Origin of the sequence: Nonomuraea sp. NPDC049655, assembly GCF_044465465.1 — a bacterium.
GTDB lineage: Bacteria > Actinomycetota > Actinomycetes > Streptosporangiales > Streptosporangiaceae > Nonomuraea.
The window spans coordinates 223,545-245,136 of the sequence record NZ_JBITLS010000007.1; the positions used below are offsets into that span (position 1 = coordinate 223,545).

Here is a 21,592-nt window from a genome sequence, read left to right on the forward strand (position 1 = left end):
ACCGGCCTGACGGGGAAGGCGGGCGGGCGGTGAGCGCGGGCGAGGTGAGCGTGCGGTCGGTGCGGGCGTTCGTCCGGGCGCGCGGGCGTGCCCCGGCCGGGCTGATCGATCGTTACGTCAGCCTGTTCGGCCTGTGCATGCTGCTCGCCGTCGTCGGGCAGCCGCTGTCCTCGGTGGTCTCCGGCCTGGGCGGGGCGGTCGAGCCGGGACGGATGGGCGCGGGGGTCGCCCTGGTGCTGCTGGGGTTCGCGGGCTGCCTGGCGCTGGCGCGGGCGGCCGGGCCGGTGATGGTGCCGGCGGCGGAGGCGTCCTGGTTGCTGACCTCGCCGCTGGACCGGCGGCGGCTGCTCGGGCGTTCCGGGCGGGTGCTCATGGTCGTCGCGCTGGTGGCGGGGCTGCTGCTCGGGCTCGGGCTGCTGGCGGCGCTCGGCGCGCCCGGCGCGCTGGTGTGGCGGCTGCTGGCCGCCCTGGCGGTGGCGACGGCGGCGAGCGTGGCGGGCATGGCGCTGGCGATGCTCGCCCAGTCCTCCCCGACCTGGAACCTGTGGCTGACCGGCGTGCTGGTCGCGCTCCTGGTGCTGGCCGTGGTCGCCGTCAGCGGGCAGGCCCGTACGGCGCTCGCGGCCGCCGCGAACGCGCCCCTGCCCGCGCTGGCCGCCACGGCGTCGGCCATGGCCGCGCTCGCCGCCGTCCTGGCCCGCCGGGCGTGGGGGTCGCTGGCCGCCATCCCCACCCGTCTGCTGCTGACCGCCTCCACCCGGGCCGGGCACGTCACCAGTGCCGCCGTCACCCTCGATCCCGGCGCGCTGACCTGGATCGCCGAGGACAACCACTGGCGGGCCAGGAAGCTCGCCTCGCGGCCGTGGCCGGGGCTGCCCGCGCCGCTCGCGCTGGCCTGGCAGGACTGGGTGCGGCTCGGCCGCCGGCCCTGGCGGCTGGCGGCCACTGCCGCGAGCGCGGCGTTGCCCGCCGTGTTCGCCCAGGCGGGCGCCGCTCCGGCGGCTCTCGGGCTGGTCGTGCTCGGCGGGGCGCTGGCGGTGGCGGCGTCCGGCACGTCCGGGGCGCGCCGGGACGCCGACAACCCCGCCCTGGCCCGGCTGACCGGCGTGGGCCGGCGTCCGGCGCTGGCGGCGCGGGCGCTGCTGCCCGGCCTGCTGGGCGGCGTGTGGGCGGCCCTGGCCCTGGCCGGCGTCGTGGCGGTGGGCGGGCTTCCGTCCGGCATCTGGGTGTTCGGGCTGCTCAGCGCGCCCGCGCTCGCGGCCGGCGCGCTGCGGGTGGCCAGGAGGGGGCCGGTCGACCATTCGATGCCGGTCATCGACACCCCCGGCGGCGCGGTCCCGACCGGCCCGGTGTTGTGGGCGGCGACAGGCGCCGACCTGGCGCTGCTCGGCTGCCTGCCCGCGGTGGTCGCCCTGGCCACCGGGCCGGCCGCGCCGGGCGGGTTCCTGGCGGCCCAGGCGGTGGCCGGCCTGGTGGCGCTGGCGGGCGTCCTGGTGCGGCCCCGTCCGGGCCGGCGTGCCCGCCCCTGAGCGGCCAGGCGACGGCTCACGCGACCCGGCTCAGAGCGGCCGGGCGACCGCTCTCGGCGGTCAGGCGACGTAGACGTCGCTCGGCACGCCGCCGTACGGGATCGTGCGCTGCCTGTGCAGGCCCGCCTTCTCCGCCACCCGGCGGGACGGCTCGTTGCCGTCCCCGATCAGGGCCACCACGGTGCCCAGGTCGCGCCCGACGCGCAGGGCCGCCCTGGCGAGCTCGACCGCGTACCCGTGGCCCCAGGCGGTGGGGCGGAAACGGTAGTACAGGTGGAGCACGTCCTCACCGTCCAGGGCCGCGTGCCGCAGGCCGCCGACGCCCAGCACCTGTGAGCCCTCGGTCAGCCGGGCGGCCCAGTAGCCGATCCCCCGGTCCGCCCAGTCGGCCAGCCACAGGTCGAGCATGACCCGGCTGGCCTCCAGGTCGACGGTGGGCCCGGCGGAGCTGTAGACGTTCGTGCGCGGGTCGGAGTGGATCTCGTGCACGGCTTCGAGGTCCTCCGGGCGGATCCGGGAGAGGACCATTCGTTCCGTACGCACCACTTCCACCCTTTCAGGGTATCCGCCGCCATCGCTAGGCTATCGGTAGCAATCGAAGAGCGATGAGGGAGCGCCGATGGACATCGCCCGCGTGCAGGCCTCGCTGCGTCTGATGGCGCGCGGCCTGGAGGAGCTGGCCGCCGCCCTGGGCGACGAGGAGCCGGGCGAGGCCGAGCGCACGGCCCGGGTCATCGCGGAGTGGGGCCGCCGCGGTCTCACCCAGAAGGAGGCGTCGGCGCTGTTCCAGCGGCACGGCTTCGCCCCCCAGACCACGGGCGGCTGGGCCCGCGGCGACTGGGTGGAGCTCGGCGACGACGGCCTGCGCTACCTCACCGCCAAATCGCACGCCTGGCTGGAGGAACGATCATGACCTTCTCGGTCCGCATCGCCGTACGCGGCTACGAGCTCGACACCCAGGGCCACCTCAACAACGTGGTCTACCACCAGTACGGCGACCACGCCCGCTGGGAGTGCCTGCGCGCGGCCGGCATCTCGATCGACGACCTGCGGGAGGCCGGCGTCGGCCCGGTGACGCTGGAGAACACCATCCGCTTCCACCGCGAGCTGCGCGCCGGCGACGAGGTGGAGGTGACCTGCGCGTTCGAGTGGGGCGCGGGGAAGACGTTCCGGATCAGGCAGGAGTTCAGGGGCGCGGACGGCGAGCTGGCCGCCGAGCTGACCGGCGTCGGCGGCCTGATGGACCTGCGGGCCCGCCGCCTGCTCCCCGACCCGGGCACGCACTGGCGGGCGCTCGCGCGAACGCCCGCCGTGCTGGGCCTGTAGCGGCTACTTCTTGCCCTTGTCGGCGGCGGCGCCGGAGTCGGTGGACAGCGCGGCGACGAAGGCCTCCTGGGGCACCTCGACGCGGCCGACCATCTTCATCCGCTTCTTGCCTTCCTTCTGCTTCTCCAGCAGCTTGCGCTTACGGGAGATGTCACCGCCGTAACACTTGGCCAGGACGTCCTTGCGGATGGCCCGGATGTTCTCGCGGGCGATGACCCGGGCGCCGATGGCGGCCTGGATCGGCACCTCGAACTGCTGCCGCGGGATCAGCTCGCGCAGCTTCTTGGCCATGTCGACGCCGTAGGAGTAGGCCTTGTCCTTGTGGACGATCGCGCTGAAGGCGTCGACGGCCTCGCCCTGCAGCAGGATGTCGACCTTGACCAGCTCGGCCTCCTGCTCGCCGGCGGGCTCGTAGTCGAGCGAGGCGTAGCCGCGGGTGCGCGACTTGAGCTGGTCGAAGAAGTCGAAGATGATCTCGCCGAGCGGCAGCGTGTAGCGGATCTCTACGCGGTCCTCGGACAGGTAGTCCATGCCGAGGAGCTGGCCGCGCCGCCCCTGGCAGATCTCCATGATCGCGCCGATGAACTCGGCCGGCGCCAGGATCGTGGACTTGGTGACCGGCTCGAAGACCTGCGCGATCTTGCCGCCCGTCGGGAACTCGGACGGGTTGGTGACCGTGAGCTCCTTGCCGTCCTCCATGACCACGCGGTAGACCACGTTGGGCGCGGTGGAGATCAGCGACAGGCCGAACTCGCGCTCCAGGCGCTCGCGCACGATCTCCATGTGCAGCAGGCCGAGGAAGCCGACGCGGAAGCCGAAGCCGAGCGCGGCCGAGGTCTCCGGCTCGTAGATCAGCGCGGCGTCGTTGAGCTGGAGCTTGTCGAGCGCCTCGCGCAGCTCGGGGTACTCGTCGCCGTCGATCGGGTAGAGCCCGGAGAACACCATCGGCTTGGGGTGCTCGTAGCCGGCCAGCATCTCCTTGGCGGGCTTGACCGAGGAGGTGACGGTGTCACCCACGCGCGACTGGCGCACGTCCTTCACGCCGGTGATCAGGTAGCCCACCTCGCCGACGCCGAGGCCGCGCTCGGCGGGCTTGGGCTCGGGCGAGATGACGCCGATCTCCAGCGTCTCGTGCGTGGCGTTGGTGGACATCATGAGGATGCGCTCGCGCTTGCTCAGATGGCCGTCGATGACCCTGACGTACGTCACGACGCCGCGGTAGGTGTCGTAGACGGAGTCGAAGATCAGCGCCCGCGCGGCGGCGTCGGCCTGGCCCACGGGCGCCGGGACGGTCGCCACCACGTGGTCGAGCAGCTCGCGCACGCCCACGCCGGTCTTGCCCGACACCTTGAGCACGTCGGAGGGATCGCAGCCGATCAGGCCGGCCAGCTCCTCGGCGAACTTCTCCGGCTGGGCCGCGGGCAGGTCGATCTTGTTGAGCACCGGGATGATGTGCAGGTCGGCGTTCATGGCCAGGTAGAGGTTGGCCAGGGTCTGCGCCTCGATGCCCTGCGCGGCGTCGACCAGCAGGATCGCGCCCTCGCACGCCTGCAGCGACCGGGACACCTCGTAGGTGAAGTCGACGTGCCCGGGGGTGTCGATCATGTTGAGGACGTGGCCGTCCCAGGGCAGCCGCACGGCCTGCGACTTGATCGTGATGCCGCGTTCGCGCTCGATGTCCATCCGGTCGAGGTACTGGGCGCGCATGGAGCGGTCGTCGACCACGCCGGTGATCTGCAGCATCCGGTCGGCAAGGGTCGATTTGCCATGGTCGATGTGCGCGATGATGCAGAAGTTGCGGATCAACGCGGGGTCGGTCTGGCCAGGCTGAGTGCGCACCGAAGTCCGTTTCGACAGGGTTGAGGTCAAGCGTCTTTCAGGGTGACATGCCCAGATGATTATCCGGACCGTCGTCCGCCGCGGCCTGCGCCTGGTCGCGCTGGCCTTGGCCGTCGTGGTGGCGCTGGCCGGCCTGCTCGCCGTCGCGCTCCGTCTCCAGTTTACCGGTGCCCCGGCGGCCTGGGCGAAGAGCACCGGCAACGACGCCCTCTGGCTCGGCCACGCCTGGGTCGACGGCCGCCGTACGGAGCGGGACGTGGAACAACTCGCCGTCCGTCTGCGCACCACCGGAATCAAGGACGTGTACGTCCATTCCGGCCCGTTCGAGTGGGACGGCCGCCTTGATCCCGCCAAGTACCCCAAGGCCGCAGATTTCGTGACATGGATGCATCGGCACCTGCCCGGCGTCCGCGTCTCCGCCTGGCTGGGCCAGTCCGTCAAGAACGGCCTCGACCTCGACGACGCCCGGTCCCGCACGAACGTCCTGGCCGGCGTGGCCGCCGTCATGAAGGCGGGCTACGACGGCGTCCACTACAACTTCGAGCCGATCGGCGACGGCGACACGAATTTCCTCGACCTGCTGGACCGGACGAGGACACACACGAAGCTGCTGTCCACCTCGACCCCGCAGATCGAGCCCTATCCCCTCATGCGCCCGGCGGGCAGGCTCGTCCTGGGCCACGACAAATACTGGTCGCAGGGCTACTTCCAGGAGGTCGTGAACCGGGTGGACCAGGTCGCGATCATGACGTACGACTCGGGGGCGCCCGCCCAGTCCCTCTACGGCGGTTACGTCGCCAGGCAGGCCGCGCTCGCCCTCGACCTCGTCCCGGAGGGCAAGTCCCTGTTCGTCGGCGCCCCCGCCTACCACGACCACGGCCTGCCCTGGCTGGACGCCGCCGAGAGCGTGGCGATGGCCGCCGAGGGCGCCCGGCTGGCCCTGTCCGACCACGGCCGCCGCGAACGCTTCGGCCTGGCCCTGTACGTCGACTTCGCCGCCACCGAAGAGGACTGGAAGGAGTACATGACCCGCTGGCTGGCCTAAACTGAGAACACCCGGGGCGTTGATTTGAGCAGCCACCTGGGTTATTGGTACCCTGTTCACTTGCGTGTGGCGCGCCCTCTCATCGAGCCCGCGCGCCCCATCCATCCTTAGACTTTCACCGAGGCTTCTTCGTGGCGAACATCAAGTCCCAGATCAAGCGCAACAAGCAGAACGAGAAGGCGCGTCTGCGCAACAAGGCGGTCAAGTCCTCTCTGAAGACGGCCGTCCGCAAGTTCCGCGAGGCCGCCGAGCAGGGCGACGTCGAGCAGGCCGCGGCGCTGCAGCGCGTCGCCGCCCGCCAGCTCGACAAGGCCGTCAGCAAGGGCGTCATCCACAAGAACCAGGCCGCCAACCGCAAGTCGGCGATCGCCAAGCAGGCTGCCGCTCTGGCCGCCAAGTAAGCTCCTGCCGCCCGGCGACACCCGGGCGAGCGCTGACGCCGCACTCCTTCCCGGGGTGCGGCGTTCTTGGTTTTGTGCACTTCTTGTCACAGTTTCGATATCACATCGGCATCGCCGCCGAGTATCGGCTGAGCATCCGTTAACAAGATCACCTTGCCTCCCGTCCGCCCTCTCCGTGAGGGTTCACCTAAACGGACGAAGGGGGACACATGCGGGGGCCGTTGGTCGTCAAACGGGCGTTCAGCGAGCCTTTGCTCCTCCTGGCCGCGTTCGGCTCGATCCTGCTCGCCACCACCACGCTGGTGGCGCTCACCATGTACGCCTCCTCCATCGCCGACGCCGGCGTGCGCAGGACGATGGAGACCGCCTCCCTGCGCCAGACGTCCGCGACGATCAGCGCGCCGGTCACGGACAAGACGTTCCCCGTCTACGACCGGGCGGTGCGCGCCGAGCTGGCCAAGGCGTACACCAAGGCGCCGGCGCTCACCACGAGCTTCCGCTCCGACTCCTACGCCATGCCCGGCCAGGAGCAGCAGGAGCGGCCCGAGCTGCTCAGGTTCGGCAGCTACGACGGCCTCGACCAGCACGCCAAGCTCGTCTCCGGCGCCTGGCCCAAGGCCGCCGACGGCCGGGTGGAGGCGGCGGTCTCGCTGTCGGCGGCCTCGGCGGCCGGGTTCAAGGTCGGCCAGGAGCTGACCACCGTGGGGCGGTTGTCGCCGGAGCCCGTCCAGGTGCGCATCACCGGCGTGTTCCAGCTCGACGACCCCTTCGGCGAGCGCTGGACCGGGGAGACGCTGCTCAGCAGGGGCGTCGAACGCGGCGACTTCACCACGTACGGGCCGCTGATGGTCTCGCGCGAGACGTTCATCGGCCGCTTCGCCACCAACGTGAACGCCACCTGGACCGCCGAGCCCGACCTGCGCTCGCTGACGCCGGCCCAGCTGCGCCCGCTGGCCGCGGCGGTCGGCGAGGTGGGCGCGCACCTGAAGGCCGGCGACTGCCCGAGCTGCGTGACCACCAGCCGCCTGCCCGAGATGCTCACCCAGCTCGACACCGCCTCGCTGGTGGCCCGCTCGACCATGCTGATCCCGGTGCTGCAGCTGCTGCTGCTGGCGGCGTACGCGCTGATGCTCACCGCGCGGCTGCTGGCCGACCACCGGCGCATGGAGGTGGCGCTGCTGCGCTCACGCGGCGCGGGCACGCTGCGGCTGGCCGCGCTGGCCGGGGGCGAGGCGATGCTGGTCGCGCTCCCGTGCGCGATCGTCGCGCCGTTGCTCGGGCCGCCGCTGCTCGGGCTGGTGAGCCGGCTGCCCTGGATCAAGGCGTCGGGCGTGCGGCTCGACCCCTCGGTCGGCCTGGGCACGTTCCTGGTGTCGGTGGCCGTGGCCGTGGCCTCCGCGGTGCTGCTGGTGCTGCCCGCGCTGGCGGGCGCGCGGCGCACGTACGTGGAGGAGCAGTCGGCGCGCGGTCGCGGCGGCGGGCGCGGACTGATCCAGCGCGCGGGCGCCGACGTCGCGCTGCTGGTCGTGGCCGGCCTCGCGATCTGGCAGCTCCAGCACTACGGCGCGCCGGTCACCACGACCGCGGGCGGCGGGCTCGGCATCGACCCGCTGATCATCTCCGGTCCCGCGCTGGCCCTGCTCACCGGCGGCATGCTCGGCCTGCGGCTGGTCCCGCGCATCTCCGCGGTGGCCGAGCGGATCACCTCCAGGCGCCCGTCCCTCGCCCCGGCGCTCGGCGCGTGGCAGGTCAGCAGGCGCCCGCTCAAGTACGCCGGCCCCGCGCTGCTGCTCACCATGGCCATCGCCATCGGCATCGTGTCCATGGCCACCGCCGCCACCTGGCGTGGTTCCCAGCTCGACCAGGCCCGCCATCAGGCCGGCGCCGACCTGCGCCTGTCCGGCCCGCCGGACGCCCCGGAGCTCGGCCCGCTGGGCCGCGGCACGGCGTTCACCGCCCTGCCCGGCGTGACCGCCGCCTCGCCCGTCTTCCGCGGCCAGACCGAGGTCAGCAGCGAGAACGCCATCCTCATCGGGATCGACGCGGCCAAGCTCGGCACGCTGTTCCAGCTCCGCCCCGACCTGGCCGACCGGCCCGTCGCGGAGATCTCCCGGGCGCTGACCGGGCCGCAGGCGGGCAAACTGGACCTGCCGGGACAGCCGGCCGCGCTCACCCTGCGCGCCACGGCCGACGCCGACCTGCCGGTGCGGCTGGTCCTGTCCGACGCGCTCGGGGTGTGGCGCGACGTGTCGCTGGGCGTGCTGAAGAAGGGCGAGAACACCCTCGACGTGGACCTCGCGGCGCTGGCGGGACGGAGCGGGAAGATCATGTACCCGCTGTCGTTGCGCGGGCTGGTCGTGAGCGCACCGGCCTCCGGCAGCGGGACTCTGACGGTGACCGGGATCAGCGCCGACGGGCGGCCGGTGACCGCGCCCGCCGTGTCGGTGAAGGCGGCCGGGCGGCAGCCCGCGACGGCCGTCTTCGGGTCGCCGCCGGTCCAGGGGCCGCTGCCCGTGGTGCTCACCGCCGGCCTGTCCGAGTCGCTCAAGCTGGGCGTCGGCCAGGTGGGACGGGCCAGCATCGACCGCAGGGTGATGGACGTCAAGGTCGTGGCCGTCGTGGAGACGATGCCGACGACGACCGCCGGGCAACACGCCGTACTGGCCGACTGGGGGACGATGCAGGCGCAGGATCTGGCGGCGGCGCAACTGCCCAGGCCCGCCACCGAGTGGTGGCTCGCCACCCCGGACGGCCGGGCGGCGGCCGCGCTCACCAGCCGTCCCGCATGGGACGTCACCGCGATCGACCAGCGCGCACTGGCCGCCAAGATGCAGGACGACCCGCTGGCCAGCGGCCTCCAGGGCGCGCTGATGCTGGGCTTCCTCGCGGCGCTGGTGTTCGCGGCGCTCGGCTTCCTGGTCAACGCGGCGGTCGCGGCCCGCGAGCGGATGAACGAGTTCGCGATCCTGCGGGCGCTCGGCGTGAACTCCCGGCAGATGTTCGGGATGCTGGCGATCGAGCAGACGTTCGTGATCGCGCTGTCATTGGCGGCCGGGACCGGGCTGGCCGTGGTCGTGGGCATGCTCGTGGTGCCGCACATCGTGCTGACCGGGCAGGCGTCGGCGGTCACCCCCGGCGTGGTGCTCGACATTCCGTGGGGCGCCACGGGCGCCATGCTCACCGGAGTGGCCGCCGTGCTGCTCGCCATCGTCGCCGGACTGGCACGCAACCTGCGCAGGCAGGGTCTCGGCATTCGGGAGGAACAGTGAGGATCCCGCTGCTGGCCCGTACGCACCTGGGCGCGGTGGCCGTGCTCTTCGTGCTGACGCTGAGCGCCTGCCTGCTCGTCGCGGGGCTGCCCAGGGCGATGCAGTCGTCGTTCGACCAGGCGCTGCGCGCGGCGCTCAGGACCGCGTCCGCCGAGCAGGCCGACCTGACCGTGACCGTCGGGTCGATGTCGAAGGAAGAGGACCTGCACGAGCGCGAGCAGTTCGAGTCCAGGGACCGGCGCTGGCGTCAGCTCCTGCCCCCGGCGCTGCGGCCGCTGGTGGTGCCCGCCGGCACGGGCGACAGTCACATGAGCGCCAAGACCGTGGTCACCCCGATCCACGGCTCGGGCGGCACCATGTTCATGAACCTCGGCTGGCTGTCCGACGCCGACCGGCGGGTGGACTGGGTCCAGGGGCAGGCGCCGGGCAAGCCCTCGACCATGCGGTTCGAGGGCGAGACGATCCCGCTGATCGAGGTGGGCCTGGTCGAGTCCGCGCTGACCGCGATGGACCTGAAGATCGGCCAGGTCAAGGTGCTCGGCGAGAGCCACTACGTGGCGGTGAAGCTGGTCGGCGCGTTCAGGGCCAAGAAGGCCGACGACCGTTACTGGAGCCACAACAGCGACATCCTGACCGTCACCAGGATGTTGCCGCCGGGCAAGCTGGAGTTCGAGAAGCACATCACGACGATCATGTCCGACGACGGGCTGACCGCGCTCAGCGGCGACGGGCGCAACCTGGCCTACTACTGGGTGCTCCCCATCGCCCCGGACGAGGCCGACGCGCTGGCCACGACCGACCTCCAGACGGCCGTCAGCGAGTTCGAGCGGGTGATCGGGTTGCAGGCGTCGGGCTCGTACAGCCCGTACCGGGTGCTGACCGCGCTGCCCAAGCTGCTGACGGACTTCCTGGCCGCCCAGTCCACCGCGCAGACCGTGATGTACCTGGTGCTCGGCGGGCTGCTGCTGGTCGCGGTCGGCGTGATCGTGCTGGCGGTGCAGCTGCTCTCCGGCCGGCTCGACCAGACGCTGGCGCTGACGCGGGCGCGTGGCGGGTCGCTGGCGCAGGTGGCGGGCACCGGCGCGGCGCTGACCGCGCTCGCCGTCGTGCCCTCAGGGCTGGCCGGGTACGCGCTGTCCTGGCTCGTCCCCGGGCCCGTGCTGCCGATCGTGCACGTCGGGCCGCTGCTGGTGGTGCTGGCCGCCGTCGGGTTCACCGCCGCCGGGCTGGCGGTCACCCACCGGGTGCCGCTGCACGAGCAGCGCGCGGACGTCAGCACCGCCCGCCCGTCCGCGCGCCGGCTCACGCTGGAGGTGCTGGTCGTGGTGCTCGCGCTGGCCGGGGCGTACCTGCTGCGCACCCGCGGGCTGGCCGCCTCGGCCGGGTTCGACCCGTTCCTGCTGGTGGTGCCGATCGCGCTGACGCTCGCCGCGGCGGTGATCATCCTGCGCTGCTACCCGTACCCGTTGCGGCTGCTCGTCCGGCTGACCGCGCGGCGGCCCGGAGCCGTGCCGTTCCTGGGGTTGACCAGGGCGGCCAGGGCGCGCGCCGCGTCGGTGCTGCCGGTGCTGATCCTGCTGCCCGCGCTCGGCGTGTCGGTGTTCGCCGCGGTGATCTCCGACGGGCTGGTGGGCACGCAGCGGCTGGCGTCCTGGCAGCAGGTGGGCGCGCCGGTCAAGATCACGTCCCGGATCGAGATCCCGGCCGACGTGATCGAGCGGGTGCGCAAGGTCGCCGGCGTCGAGCAGGTCGTGCTCGCGCAGACCGGCCGGGTCCAGGTCGGGTACGGCGCCGAGCGCGCCGAGGCCATCGCCGTGGACCTGCCCGAGTGGCGGCGGCTGCTGGCCGGGGCGCCGATCGGCGTGCCCACCGGGAGCGGCGCCTTCGTCTCGCCCGACCTCAAGGGACGGGGCACGTACGAGATCGGCTGGCAGTCGCGGCTCAAGGTCCCCGAGGGCGGTGTGATCACCTCCGTGCCCGGCTTCTACAACCAGGGCAAGTTCATGATCCTGCCGATGAACTCGCTCGTGCGGCCCGCCGTGAACACCCTGCTCATCCGCGGCAACCCCGCGCTCGACCAGCTGCGCCCGCTGGTCCCGCTCAGCACCGTGGAGTCCCAGTCGCTGGCCCTGGCCGCCATCCAGGACGACCCGCTGACCAGCACCGTGCGCACCACGCTGGTCGTGGTCACGGTGTCGCTGGCCGCGTACGCGCTGGTCGCCGTCATCCTCTCGCTGGTGATCGGCGCGGCCGACCGGGCCAGGGCGCTGTCGTTCCTGCGCACGCTGGGCCTGTCGGACCGGCAGGCGCAGCGGCTCACCGTCCTGGAGATCATGCCGATGATCCTGCTGACCGCCCTGGCCGGCCTGCTGCTCGGCCTCGGGCTGCCCGCGGCGCTCGGGCCCGGCGTCGACCTGTCCTCCTACGCCGGCGACCTGCCCGTCGGCGACTACTCCCTAGACCTGATCACGCCGACCGCGCTGGCGGCCGGGCTGGCCGTCGTGGCCGTGCTGGGCGCGTACACGCACACCGCCATCAGCCGCCGTCGCAGCCTCGGCGCCGTCCTTCGAGTGGGGGACCTCACATGAACCCGACCCTGTCAGAGCTGGAAGCCAAGGCCACGCGGGAGAAGACCGCGTTCGGCGCCGACGCGCACATCGTCTGCGACAACCTGGTGCGCATCTACAAGACCGAGGGCGTCGAGGTCGTCGCCCTGCAGGGCCTCGACCTGGTGATCGACAAGGGCGAGCTGGTGGCCATCGTCGGCGCGTCCGGGTCGGGCAAGTCCACGCTGCTCAACGTGCTGTCGGGGCTCGACGTGCCGACCGCGGGGGTGGCCAGGGTCGCGGGCACCGACCTGCTGGCGATGACCGCCAAGGACCGGCTGCGCTACCGGCGGTCCGTGGTGGGCTTCATCTGGCAGCAGACCGCGCGCAACCTGCTGCCGTATCTGACCGCCAGGGAGAACGTCGAGCTGCCCATGAAGCTGGCCGGCGGCGGCCGGGCGCGCCGCGCCCGCGCCGGCGAGCTGCTGGAGCTCCTCGGCGTCGGCTACTGCGCCGACCGCCGCACGCCCGAGATGTCGGGCGGCGAGCAGCAGCGGGTCGCCATCGCCGTCGCCCTGGCCAACGAGCCGCAGCTCATCCTGGCCGACGAGCCCACCGGCGAGCTGGACAGCGAGACGTCCGAGCAGGTCTTCGACTCCCTGCGCAAGGCGAACCGGGAGCTCGGCGTGACCGTGGTCATCGTGACCCACGACCCGCTGGTGTCGGAGCAGGTGGACCGCACCGTGGGCATCCGCGACGGACGTACCAGCAGCGAGACGCTGCGGCGCGAGGGCGCCGAGGGGCAGATCGTCGCCGAGGAGTACGCCGTGCTGGACCGGGTGGGCCGCCTGCAGCTCCCCCGCGACTTCATGAACGCCCTGGACATGGAACGCCGGGTGCGCCTCGAACTCGAATCCGACCACATCGGCGTCTGGCCCGCCCGAGAGGAGCCCTCCCATGAGCAATGAGCCCCTGGTCGTGGTGGAGGGGGTCCGCAAGGTCTACCGGAGCGGGCCCAAGGAGGTCGTCGCGCTGCGCGAGGTGTCCTTCGAGGTGTTCCCCGGCGAGCTGGTGGCGGTCCGCGGACGTTCGGGGTCGGGCAAGACCACGCTGCTCAACCAGATCGGCGGCCTGGACCGTCCGGACGCCGGACGGGTCGTCGTCGCCGGGCACGAGGTCACGTCCATGTCCGAGGACGCCCTGCTGGCGCTGCGCCGGGACGTGGTGGGCTTCGTGTTCCAGTCGTTCGGGCTGATCCCCGTGCTGTCGGCGGCCGAGAACGTGGGGGTGCCGATGCGGCTGGCCCGCGTGCCGTCCGCCGAGCGGGAGGAGCGGGTCCGGCTGCTGCTGGCGCTGGTGGGGCTGGACAAGCACATGAACCAGCGGCCGTACGAGCTGTCGGGCGGGCAGCGGCAGCGGGTGGCGATCGCCCGCTCCCTGGGCAACCGGCCCAAGCTGCTGGTGGCCGACGAGCCGACGGGGCAGCTCGACTCGCAGACCGGGCGGCAGATCATGGAGCTGTTGCGCGCGCTGGTGCGCAGCGAGGGGGTGACGGCGCTGGTCGCCACGCACGACCCCAACCTGATCACGCTGGCGGACCGGGTGCTGGAGATCAGCGACGGCGTCGTCCGGGAACCCTCCCTCACCTGACCCGTCCCTCCTCTGCCCGCTCCGCCCGCTCACCGGCGGGCGGAGCGGGCGCGGGCCTGGGCGAGCGCACCACGGCGGCGAGGTTGACGACGGCGACCACCACCCCACCGGTGACCATCAGCACCCCCATCCCGGTCAGGCCCGCCAGCGGCGCCGCGACGGCCAGCCCCACCGGCCGCGCCGCGAACGAGATGAGCTGGTCGAACGAACGCACCCGGCCCAACGCTCCCTCCGGGATCTCCTCGGCCACCACCGTCTCCCACAACGGGCTGAGCACCCCGAGCCCCACCATGGCCACGAAGTACGCCACCGCGACCACCACGGCCGACAGCCCGAACCCCACCGCCACCGGCAACGCCACCATCGGCAGCAGATAGAGCGCGGCCCCCACCTGAACCGCGACCAGCGGCCTGCGCACCGGCAACCGCGGCGCGACCAGCACCCCCGCCAGCAGCCCGACCGTGCCGCTCTGCACGATGATCATCCAACCGGTCTCGCCTCCCAGCCGCTGCACGGCCGCCACCGGCCCCAGGGTGAGGAACAACCCGGCCATGAAGTGCCACACGCCGTGCGACAGCACACAGGCCAGGAACCACGGCCGCCTCCTGACCTCCCCGAACCCCTCGGCCAGCTCCCGCCCGAACCCGACCCCCCACCGCCGACCGGCCTGCCCGCCGGGGACCGCATTCCGCTCCTCCGCGACCTTCTCGCGCCCCGCGCCCCCGGCAGCCGTACGGACCCCGCCGAGGGTCAGCGCCGAGCACGCGAACAACATCGCCGTGCTCCCCGCGGCCCACCCGGGCCCGGCGGCCAGCGTGAGCGTCCCCGCGAGCGCCGGGCCCAGGACGGCCGACACGCTGGTCACCACCCCGATCCGGGCGTTCACCCGCAACCGGTCCGGCCCCGGCACCACCGCCACCACCAGCCGCGGCACGGCCGGACTCCCGAACGCGATCGCCGCCCCCGAGACCGCCGACAACACCGCGAGGTCCGGAATCCGAGCCACCCCGGCCAGCAGCTCGACCGCCATGAGCCCCTGGGCCAGGCATCGCGTGAGGTCGGCGAGCAGCACGACCCGTCCGGGCCGGACGCGGTCGGCCAGCACGCCGCCGACCGGCAGCAGCAACAACAACGGCACCATCTCGCAGGCCAGCACCAGCCCCAGCGCCTCCCCCGACCCCGTGGCGCGCAGCACGGCCAGGGTCAGCGTGGTGGGGATCATGGCTGTGGCCAGCGCGGACATGCAGCGTCCGGCCAGCAGCCGGTTCCTGGGCCCGGCGAACAACGAAAACGACATGACCAGGAAGGTATTTCGTCAGCGAATGATTCGTCAACAAATTACTTGTTGGCGTATGATCCTGTGCCGTGGAGGACTCCGTCGATCGTCATCTGGCCCGCTGGCGCGGCAAGGCGCCCTTCGACGAGCGGGTGGAGGGCATCGTGACCCGCATGCAGTCGCTGGTGAAGCACCTCGGCCACGCCAAGGCGGCCGCGCTGGCCCAGACCGGCGTCCAGGACTTCGAGTTCCAGACGCTCCACAGGCTCGCCGCCCACAACGGCACCGCCACCCCGACCGAGCTGGCCGCCGAGCTGCTGCTCTCCCCCGCCGGCATGACGGGCCGCCTCGACACGCTGGAGAAGGCAGGTCTGGTACGCCGCGTCCGCAGCACCGAGGACCGCCGTCGCGTGGACATCGAGCTCACGCCCAAGGGTCACGACCTCTGGATGGAGGCCATGGCCGTCCTGGCCGTGCTGGAGGCGGCCATGGTGAACGCCCTCCCCCCCGACGACCAGGACACCCTGGACAACCTGCTCAAACAGCTCCTGCTCTACGTGGAGACGAACCCCAATCAATTGCATTGAGGCGGGCGGGCGTCCGGTGATACCCATGCTGGGATGACACTTCCGACCTCGGAGACCACATGGCCGTGACGCCGTTCCGCATAGAGGTTCCCGACGACGTACTCGACGACCTGCGCACCCGTCTCCGCAACGCCAGATTCACCCGCTCGCTGGACCACCGCCCCTGGGAAGGCGGAACCGACCCGGCCTACCTGCGGGAACTGGTGACGTACTGGGCCGACGGCTTCGACTTCCGCGCCCAGGAAGCCCGCCTCAACGAGCTGGACCACTGCAAAGCCCCCGTCCAGGGACGAGACCTCCACTTCGTCCGCATCCCCGGGACCGGCCGCGCGCCGCTGCCCGTCCTGCTCTGCCACGGCTGGCCGAGCAGCTTCATGGAGATGCTTCCCCTGGCGGCACGCCTGGCCGACCCCGCCCGGTACGGCGGCGACCCCGGCGACTCCTTCGACGTCGTGATCCCGTCGATGCCCGGCTTCCTCTACTCCGGCCTGCCGGACGAACCCCTCACCCGGCCCGCGATGGCCCGCATGCTGCACCTGCTGATGACCGAGGTCCTGGGCCACGAACGCTACGGGGCCTTCGGCGGCGACATCGGCGGCGCGGCCGTCGGCTGGCTCGGCGCCCTCTATCCGGACCAGGTGACCGGGATCCACCTCATCCACCCGCCCGCCCCCGCGTCCCTGGACGTCCCGCCGCTGACCCCCGACGAACAGGCGTTCCTGGACGCCGAGGCGGCCTACGACGAGCGCGACGGCGGCTACAGCGAGATCATGCTGACCCGTCCGGACACGATCGCCGCCGCCCTGCTCGACTCCCCGGCCGGACTGGCCGCGTGGATCGTGGACAAGCTGCGCGCCTGGAGCGACTGCCACGGTGACCTGGAGTCCCGGTTCGACCGCGACACCCTGCTCACCATGCTGACCCTCTACTGGGCCACCGGCTCGATCGGCACCTCGTTCAAGTCGTACTACGACTGGCCGAGCAACCCGCCCCGGCCGCCGATCACCGTGCCGTCCGCCGTGACCCTCAGCCACGAGCCCTCCGTGGCGAACCTTCCCCGCAGCTTCGCCGAACGCGCCCTGACCGACCTGCGCCACTGGAACACCCCGGCCCGGGGCGGCCACTTCATGGCCCTGGAGGAACCGGCCCAGCTGGCGACCGACATCACCACGTTCTTCCGCGCCCTACGCCCGGCCTGAGGAGCGTCGCCGCCGGGCGGGTGTTCGCTACCGGCCCGTACGGCTGGCGACGATCACCTGCACGGCATGCTCCAGGGCGTAGGCCGTGTCCGCGCCGCCGCCCTTGACCTGCTCGTCCGCAGTGGCCACCGCCTGGATCGCCCGGGACAACCCCTCCGGCCCCCAGCCGTTCAGCTGACGCTTGACCCGGTCGACCTTCCAGGGCGGCATCCCCACATGGGCGGCGAGCTGCCCCCCGCGCAGGTTGCGCGGGGCACTCCCCACCTTGGCCAGCGACCTCAGCCCACCGGCCAGCGCGCTCACCAGCAGCACCGGCGCGACGCCGGTGCCCAGAGCCCAGCGCAGCTGCTCCAGGGCCTCGGCCAGGCGCCCCTCGATCGCCGAGTCGGCCACGTTGAAGCCGGTGACCTCGGCCCGGCCCTTGTGATAGCGCGCCACGGCCGCCGCGCTGATCGTCTTGTCCTCGGTGTCGAACGCGAGCTGGCTGCACGCCGCCGCCAGCTCCCGCAGGTCGTTGCCCACCGCGTCGAGCAACGCCTGGGCCGCGTCACCCGCGATGTTCCGCCCGGCCCGCTTGACCTCTCCCTTGATGAACTCCAGCCGCTCGCCGGGCTTGGTGACCTTGTTGATCGTCACCACCTGGGCCCCGGCCTTCTTCACCCCGTCGACCAGCGCCTTCCCCTTCACCCCACCCGGGTGCGCCAGCACGAGAACCGTGTCGTCGGAGGGCTGCTTCGTGTACGACACCACCTCGGTGATGACGTCCTTCGGCAGGTCTTGCGCCGAGCGGATGACGACCACCGAGCGGTCGCCGAAGAGCGAGGGCGAGGTCAGCTGGGTCAGCTCGCCGGTGGCGACCTTTCCGCCGACGAGATCATGCACCTCGGCCCCGGGATCGCCGGCCCGCGCCGCCGCGACGACGGCGCCCACCGCCCGCTCGGCAAGCAGCTCCTCGTCGCCGAGGACCAGGGTGACTAGTGCTGGATCGGTTCCCGCCATGTCAGGCAGCATGCCATGCGGCACCGACAACCTGGTACTCGACCGTTGCAGTTCGTGTTGCGAACGACTATAGTTCGGGGCACGAACTACATTTGGCCGGAGTCATGATGACGAGTCGTACGGTTGTGATGATCGTTGGGGCCGCGGCGGCTCGGCGTTCCCCCGGACGTCGGGCGCCGAAGCCGCGATGCGCGAGGGCCTGTCCGGCAACCGCTTCGCCGAGCAGCCGGTCCGTCGGTGTCCCCGGTTGGCTGTGGGCACGATGATTCTCGGGGCGGAGACGTCCGAACCAGACAGTCACGCGATCACGGATCGCGCCCACGAGCACGGCATCGACTTCTTCGACACCGCCGACGTCTATGCCGACGGCCGCACCGAGCAGATCATCGACCGCCGGTTCGCCCAGGGGGACGGCAGGCGCGACAGTACCCTGACCAGGCTGGACGAGTTGTTCCCGCCGCCCGGCCCCCAACGGCTCCAAATCCGCACCAGAAGCGTACGCCTGGTGACCTCTTCTTTTTCTCCGTGTGACGCATGAAAGGCAATACTGTGTCTGCATCTGATGTGGTGTTCGGTTTCGGCGCGCATTCCGGTTTCGAGGACCTGCCCGAGCTGTTGCGCATGGTTCAGCAGGCCGACCGGGACGGGCTCGATCTCTTCTCGCTGTCCGACCATCCTTATCTCGGCGAGCGCCTGGACGCCTACGCCACGATCGGCTTCCTGCTGGGCGGCACGCGGCACATCGCCGGTCTGGCCAATGTCACCAACCTGCCGACCAGGCCCGCCCCCATGCTGGCCAGGACGGTGACGTCGTTGTCGGCGCTGTCGAACGGCCGCGTCGTGCTCGGCATGGGCGCGGGCGGGCTGTGGGACCGCATCGCCGACATGGGCGTGCCCCGGCAGACCCCCGGCGACGCCGTGGACGCCTTCGAGGAGGCGATCGTCCTGATCCGGAAGCTGTCGGGCGGCGGCGCACCGGTCACCCACGAGGGACGCCACTACCGGGTGCACGGGATCGAGCCCGCCCCCGTGGCCGCGCCCCCGGTATGGACCGGCTCGAACGGGCCCAAATCCCTGGCCGCCACGGGCAGGGTGGCCGACGGCTGGATCCCCGGCCACGCGGCCGACTGGCGCAGCGAGCGGTATCGCGCCTCGCGGCCCATCATCGACGAGGCGGCCGCCGCGGTGGGCCGCGACCCACGCGAGATCCGTACGATCTACAACTTCCCGGGCCGCATCACCGACCGCCCGCTGCCCGCCACCCGCGACCACGACGGACGCTGGATCGGCGGCTCGGTCGGGCAGTGGGTCGAGGAGCTGACCGAAGCGGTGCTGGAGCACGACGCCTCGGGCTTCGTCCTCTTCTCCGCCGGCCACGGCGCCACCGACCTCACCACGCTGGCCCGCTGGGCCCAGGAGATCGTGCCGTCCGTCCGCGAGGCGATCGCGAAGTAGCGCGACGGGCCGTCCGCCTGTACGCGGACGCTCTTCCGCCTGGAGGGGATCGGACAAATGTCACATAGCATCGCCAACCCCGAGACTCTGCACAACCCGGTCGGATATGGGTACAGCCACATCGCCCGCGCCTCCGGAGAGACCGTCTTCGTCACCGAGCAGTACGCCTCCGACCGCGAGGGCCACGCCGTCTCCGAGGACTTCGCCGAGCAGGTCAGGCAGTCGTTCGCGAACCTGGGCAAGGCGCCGGCTGAGGTCGGCCTCGACCACAGCCACGTGGTGCAGATCCGCACCCAGACCGTCGACCACGACCAGGACCAGGACAGGCTGGAGATCCTTCTCAAGGCCGTCCACAACATCTGGGGGACCTGCCGCCACTCAGACGCTCGCAGGAGTGGCCGCGCTCACCCTGCCCGACATGCTGTTCGAGGTGGACGCCGTCGCGATCACCGACTAGGCCGGCTGAGCGCGACCTGGCGGCGTCCACCATCCGTTCACCATCCGCGCGAGCACGGCGTGCCGGTGTTCGTGCACGCCGCCGACACCGTCCGAGCCCGCACCAGAGAAGCCCAAGGTTGCGGTCGGGCCTGTGCGTCTGGTCCGGCGTTCGGCTTCCTCTCGCCGGGCCACGCGGCCTCGGCTGACGCCGCCACCGGCCTCGACGGATGCGAGTGCCGGGCCCGAGGGAGGCCGCCGGGCCCAAGAGACAGGTGCCAGACCCGAGGGACCCGGGCACCGGGCACCGGGCACCGGACCTGAGGGAAGCAGGTGCTGGACCCGAGGGAAGCAGGTGCCGGGTTCATCCGCGGGTGCCGGCCGACGCCGTCCGAACCTCCTCCCCCACTCGGGCCGGTGAGGTGCGCCAGGGGGCGCCATGGCCGGGAAGCACCCAGGACGCCGGTAGCCGGGCGATCCGGTCGAGGGAGACGAGCGCTTCGGCCGGGTCGTCGGTGAAGGGGGCCGGCTGGGGGCCTTCGCGCCCGGTGAGGACGTGCCGGGTGGTCAGGGCGTCCCCGACGAAGACGGCGTCGGCGAGCGGGACGTGCACCGCCACACTCCCGGGCGAGTGCCCCGGCATGCCCACGATCACGGGGCTCCCGGGCAGGTCCAGGACGTCGCCGTCGCCGATCTCGGTGACTTCGCGGACGTGGCGGGTGCGCAGGCCGTTCTTGCGGATGGAGTACCCGAGGAAGCCGAACGCCGGCCCAAGCCGCACAGGCCCGACCGCGACCGTGGGTTTCTGCCCGGTACGGGCGCGAACGGCGTCGGCGGCGTGCACGAACACCGGCACGCCGTGCTCGCTGCGCAGGCGTTCGGCGAAACCGAGGTGGTCGGAGTCGCCGTGGGTCAGGACGAGTCCCCGGATGTCGTCCACGGACTTGCCGATGGAACGGAGTTCGCGCTGCAGGTCCCGCCAGTGGCCAGGCAGCCCGGCGTCGATGAGCGTGATGCCCTCGGCGGTGTCGACGAGATAGCATGCCACGACGTCATTGCCGAGGCGGTGCAGATGAGGCGCCAGTTTCATGGAACTTCTTCCGGGAGGTCTGGACGGAGGACTGGACTGAGGACGGAGTCTGACCGCGCGGCCCTCGGCCCGCGACCTGACGGCGAAGGCCGCAGCCTGACGGCGAGAACCGCGGCCTGACGGCGGGGCCACAGCCGGAGGGCGAGGGGCGCGGCCTGAGGGCGAGGGGCGCGGCCTGATCGCTAGCCCGACAGGCCGTGCAGTGCGGTGATGACGCCGCGGCCGACGGGGGTGGTGAAGTCACGCACCATGCTGGTGACGAAGCTCGCCACGGACGTCACAGTGCCACCCGCCGCTTCGATCTGGCGGAAGGCCGCGCTCTCCGTGCGCTCCGACATGCCGCCGCTCGCGTCAACCAGCACGATCACGTCATAGCCGTCAGCCAGGGCGTCGAGCGCGGTGTGCAGGACGACGATCTCCGAGGTCACACCACAGACGACCAGCGTCTTGCGGTCCTCCGTGGCGATCGCCTCGCGCCATGCCTGGTCGTCCCAGCAGCACGGTCCGCCGCGCACGAAGGGGGACGCCTCGGGAAGTTCGGCGATGACACCGGGCCCACCGGGCCTGGGGGCGACCGACACGGTGAAGGGGATGTCCAGCGCCTGCGCGACCGTGCCGAGCACGCCAGCCGACCGCCTGATGACGTCGGGGCTGTTCGTGCTGCTCAGGGCGACAATGCTGTCCTGCAGGTCGGCGAAGACGATCTGCACGGTACGGGGGTCGATCACTATTCTCTCCCGAAATCGTTCATAAGCTGAATGATAAGAGGACAGTAGCATGCCGCACATGAACGATGCCAAGTGAATCTGCCCCCGCTTTCGGCTCAGCGGGCCGACTCGCGACGCCCTGCCCGCACCCCTCAATCCCATCCGGGCACCCTCGAACGGCCCCACGCCCGACCGGCCGTGGGCCGCCGCGCCGCGAGGCCCGCCCGTGCCACCACCGC

20 protein-coding genes are annotated in these 21,592 nt (G+C 72.1%); 14 read left to right on the forward strand and 6 right to left on the reverse strand.

Features of this window, described 5'->3' with window-relative positions; translation table 11 throughout:
• The first annotated feature begins 29 nt into the window (after positions 1-29).
• Positions 30-1,529 carry a DUF6297 family protein gene (locus ACIBQ6_RS23865; RefSeq protein ID WP_397214521.1) on the forward strand — a complete coding sequence of 500 codons (1,500 nt, stop codon included), beginning with the start codon at positions 30-32 and terminating at the stop codon, positions 1,527-1,529.
• Positions 1,530-1,589: 60 nt separating this feature from the next.
• On the opposite strand, the gene ACIBQ6_RS23870 is transcribed toward ACIBQ6_RS23865, so the two are convergent.
• Entirely contained in the window at positions 1,590-2,072 is a 483-nt protein-coding gene (locus tag ACIBQ6_RS23870) for a GNAT family N-acetyltransferase (RefSeq protein WP_397214523.1), read from the reverse strand.
• 76 nt (positions 2,073-2,148) lie between these two features.
• Here ACIBQ6_RS23870 and ACIBQ6_RS23875 point away from each other — a divergent pair, with 76 nt between their 5' ends.
• The gene (locus ACIBQ6_RS23875; RefSeq protein WP_358292007.1) at positions 2,149-2,442 is read left to right on the forward strand and encodes a hypothetical protein; all 294 of its coding nucleotides are present in this window, start codon (positions 2,149-2,151) and stop codon (positions 2,440-2,442) included.
• Positions 2,439-2,855, forward strand: a complete 417-nt coding sequence (locus tag ACIBQ6_RS23880; RefSeq protein ID WP_358292005.1) for an acyl-CoA thioesterase — start codon at positions 2,439-2,441, stop codon at positions 2,853-2,855. Before ACIBQ6_RS23875 ends, ACIBQ6_RS23880 begins: the two co-directional genes overlap by 4 nt.
• A 3-nt stretch (positions 2,856-2,858) precedes the next feature.
• Here ACIBQ6_RS23880 and lepA read toward each other — a convergent pair whose 3' ends face one another.
• Entirely contained in the window at positions 2,859-4,694 is a 1,836-nt protein-coding gene (lepA, locus tag ACIBQ6_RS23885; protein WP_397214526.1) for a translation elongation factor 4, read from the reverse strand.
• Between the two features lie 55 nt (positions 4,695-4,749).
• Between lepA and ACIBQ6_RS23890 the strand changes: the two genes are divergently transcribed.
• From ACIBQ6_RS23890 to ACIBQ6_RS23915, 6 genes are all read left to right on the forward strand, one after another.
• A complete protein-coding gene (locus ACIBQ6_RS23890) occupies positions 4,750-5,739 on the forward strand; it encodes a hypothetical protein (protein ID WP_358292002.1) in 990 nt (329 codons plus the stop codon).
• A 131-nt stretch (positions 5,740-5,870) separates the two neighbouring features.
• On the forward strand, positions 5,871-6,140 hold the full coding sequence (rpsT, locus tag ACIBQ6_RS23895) for a 30S ribosomal protein S20 (protein WP_106235424.1): 270 nt from the start codon (positions 5,871-5,873) through the stop codon (positions 6,138-6,140).
• Positions 6,141-6,349: 209 nt separating this feature from the next.
• On the forward strand, positions 6,350-9,409 hold the full coding sequence (locus ACIBQ6_RS23900; RefSeq protein ID WP_397214528.1) for an FtsX-like permease family protein: 3,060 nt from the start codon (positions 6,350-6,352) through the stop codon (positions 9,407-9,409).
• A complete protein-coding gene (locus tag ACIBQ6_RS23905; RefSeq protein WP_397214530.1) occupies positions 9,406-11,997 on the forward strand; it encodes an FtsX-like permease family protein in 2,592 nt (863 codons plus the stop codon). The genes ACIBQ6_RS23900 and ACIBQ6_RS23905 overlap by 4 nt, the downstream gene beginning before the upstream one ends.
• Positions 11,994-12,923: an ABC transporter ATP-binding protein gene (locus ACIBQ6_RS23910; protein WP_352352447.1), complete on the forward strand. Its 930-nt coding sequence runs from the start codon at positions 11,994-11,996 to the stop codon at positions 12,921-12,923. The genes ACIBQ6_RS23905 and ACIBQ6_RS23910 overlap by 4 nt, the downstream gene beginning before the upstream one ends.
• Positions 12,913-13,605 carry an ABC transporter ATP-binding protein gene (locus tag ACIBQ6_RS23915; protein WP_358291996.1) on the forward strand — a complete coding sequence of 231 codons (693 nt, stop codon included), beginning with the start codon at positions 12,913-12,915 and terminating at the stop codon, positions 13,603-13,605. The genes ACIBQ6_RS23910 and ACIBQ6_RS23915 overlap by 11 nt, the downstream gene beginning before the upstream one ends.
• On the opposite strand, the gene ACIBQ6_RS23920 is transcribed toward ACIBQ6_RS23915, so the two are convergent.
• Positions 13,598-14,902: an MFS transporter gene (locus ACIBQ6_RS23920; protein ID WP_397214532.1), complete on the reverse strand. Its 1,305-nt coding sequence runs from the start codon at positions 14,900-14,902 to the stop codon at positions 13,598-13,600. The genes ACIBQ6_RS23915 and ACIBQ6_RS23920 overlap by 8 nt on opposite strands.
• 68 nt (positions 14,903-14,970) lie before the next feature.
• Here ACIBQ6_RS23920 and ACIBQ6_RS23925 point away from each other — a divergent pair, with 68 nt between their 5' ends.
• The gene (locus tag ACIBQ6_RS23925) at positions 14,971-15,468 is read left to right on the forward strand and encodes a MarR family transcriptional regulator (RefSeq protein ID WP_358291992.1); all 498 of its coding nucleotides are present in this window, start codon (positions 14,971-14,973) and stop codon (positions 15,466-15,468) included.
• 59 nt (positions 15,469-15,527) lie between these two features.
• A complete protein-coding gene (locus tag ACIBQ6_RS23930; protein ID WP_397214535.1) occupies positions 15,528-16,667 on the forward strand; it encodes an epoxide hydrolase family protein in 1,140 nt (379 codons plus the stop codon).
• A gap of 27 nt (positions 16,668-16,694) precedes the next feature.
• Here ACIBQ6_RS23930 and holA read toward each other — a convergent pair whose 3' ends face one another.
• A complete protein-coding gene (gene holA, locus ACIBQ6_RS23935) occupies positions 16,695-17,666 on the reverse strand; it encodes a DNA polymerase III subunit delta (protein WP_397214537.1) in 972 nt (323 codons plus the stop codon).
• 187 nt (positions 17,667-17,853) lie between these two features.
• Between holA and ACIBQ6_RS23940 the strand changes: the two genes are divergently transcribed.
• The 3 genes from ACIBQ6_RS23940 to ACIBQ6_RS23950 are packed head-to-tail and all read left to right on the forward strand — an operon-like array spanning position 17,854 to position 19,880.
• Positions 17,854-18,204 (forward strand): aldo/keto reductase, encoded by a 351-nt coding sequence (locus tag ACIBQ6_RS23940; RefSeq protein ID WP_397214539.1) that lies wholly within the window; start codon positions 17,854-17,856, stop codon positions 18,202-18,204.
• Positions 18,205-18,215: 11 nt separating this feature from the next.
• Positions 18,216-19,121 (forward strand): LLM class flavin-dependent oxidoreductase, encoded by a 906-nt coding sequence (locus ACIBQ6_RS23945; protein WP_397214541.1) that lies wholly within the window; start codon positions 18,216-18,218, stop codon positions 19,119-19,121.
• Positions 19,122-19,178: 57 nt separating this feature from the next.
• Complete coding sequence (locus ACIBQ6_RS23950; RefSeq protein ID WP_397214543.1) at positions 19,179-19,880, forward strand: RidA family protein; 702 nt, start codon at positions 19,179-19,181, stop codon at positions 19,878-19,880.
• Positions 19,881-19,920: 40 nt separating this feature from the next.
• On the opposite strand, the gene ACIBQ6_RS23955 is transcribed toward ACIBQ6_RS23950, so the two are convergent.
• On the reverse strand, positions 19,921-20,646 hold the full coding sequence (locus ACIBQ6_RS23955) for an MBL fold metallo-hydrolase (RefSeq protein ID WP_397214545.1): 726 nt from the start codon (positions 20,644-20,646) through the stop codon (positions 19,921-19,923).
• 182 nt (positions 20,647-20,828) lie between these two features.
• On the reverse strand, positions 20,829-21,356 hold the full coding sequence (locus ACIBQ6_RS23960) for an isochorismatase family protein (protein WP_397214547.1): 528 nt from the start codon (positions 21,354-21,356) through the stop codon (positions 20,829-20,831).
• Positions 21,357-21,592: the final 236 nt, after the last annotated feature.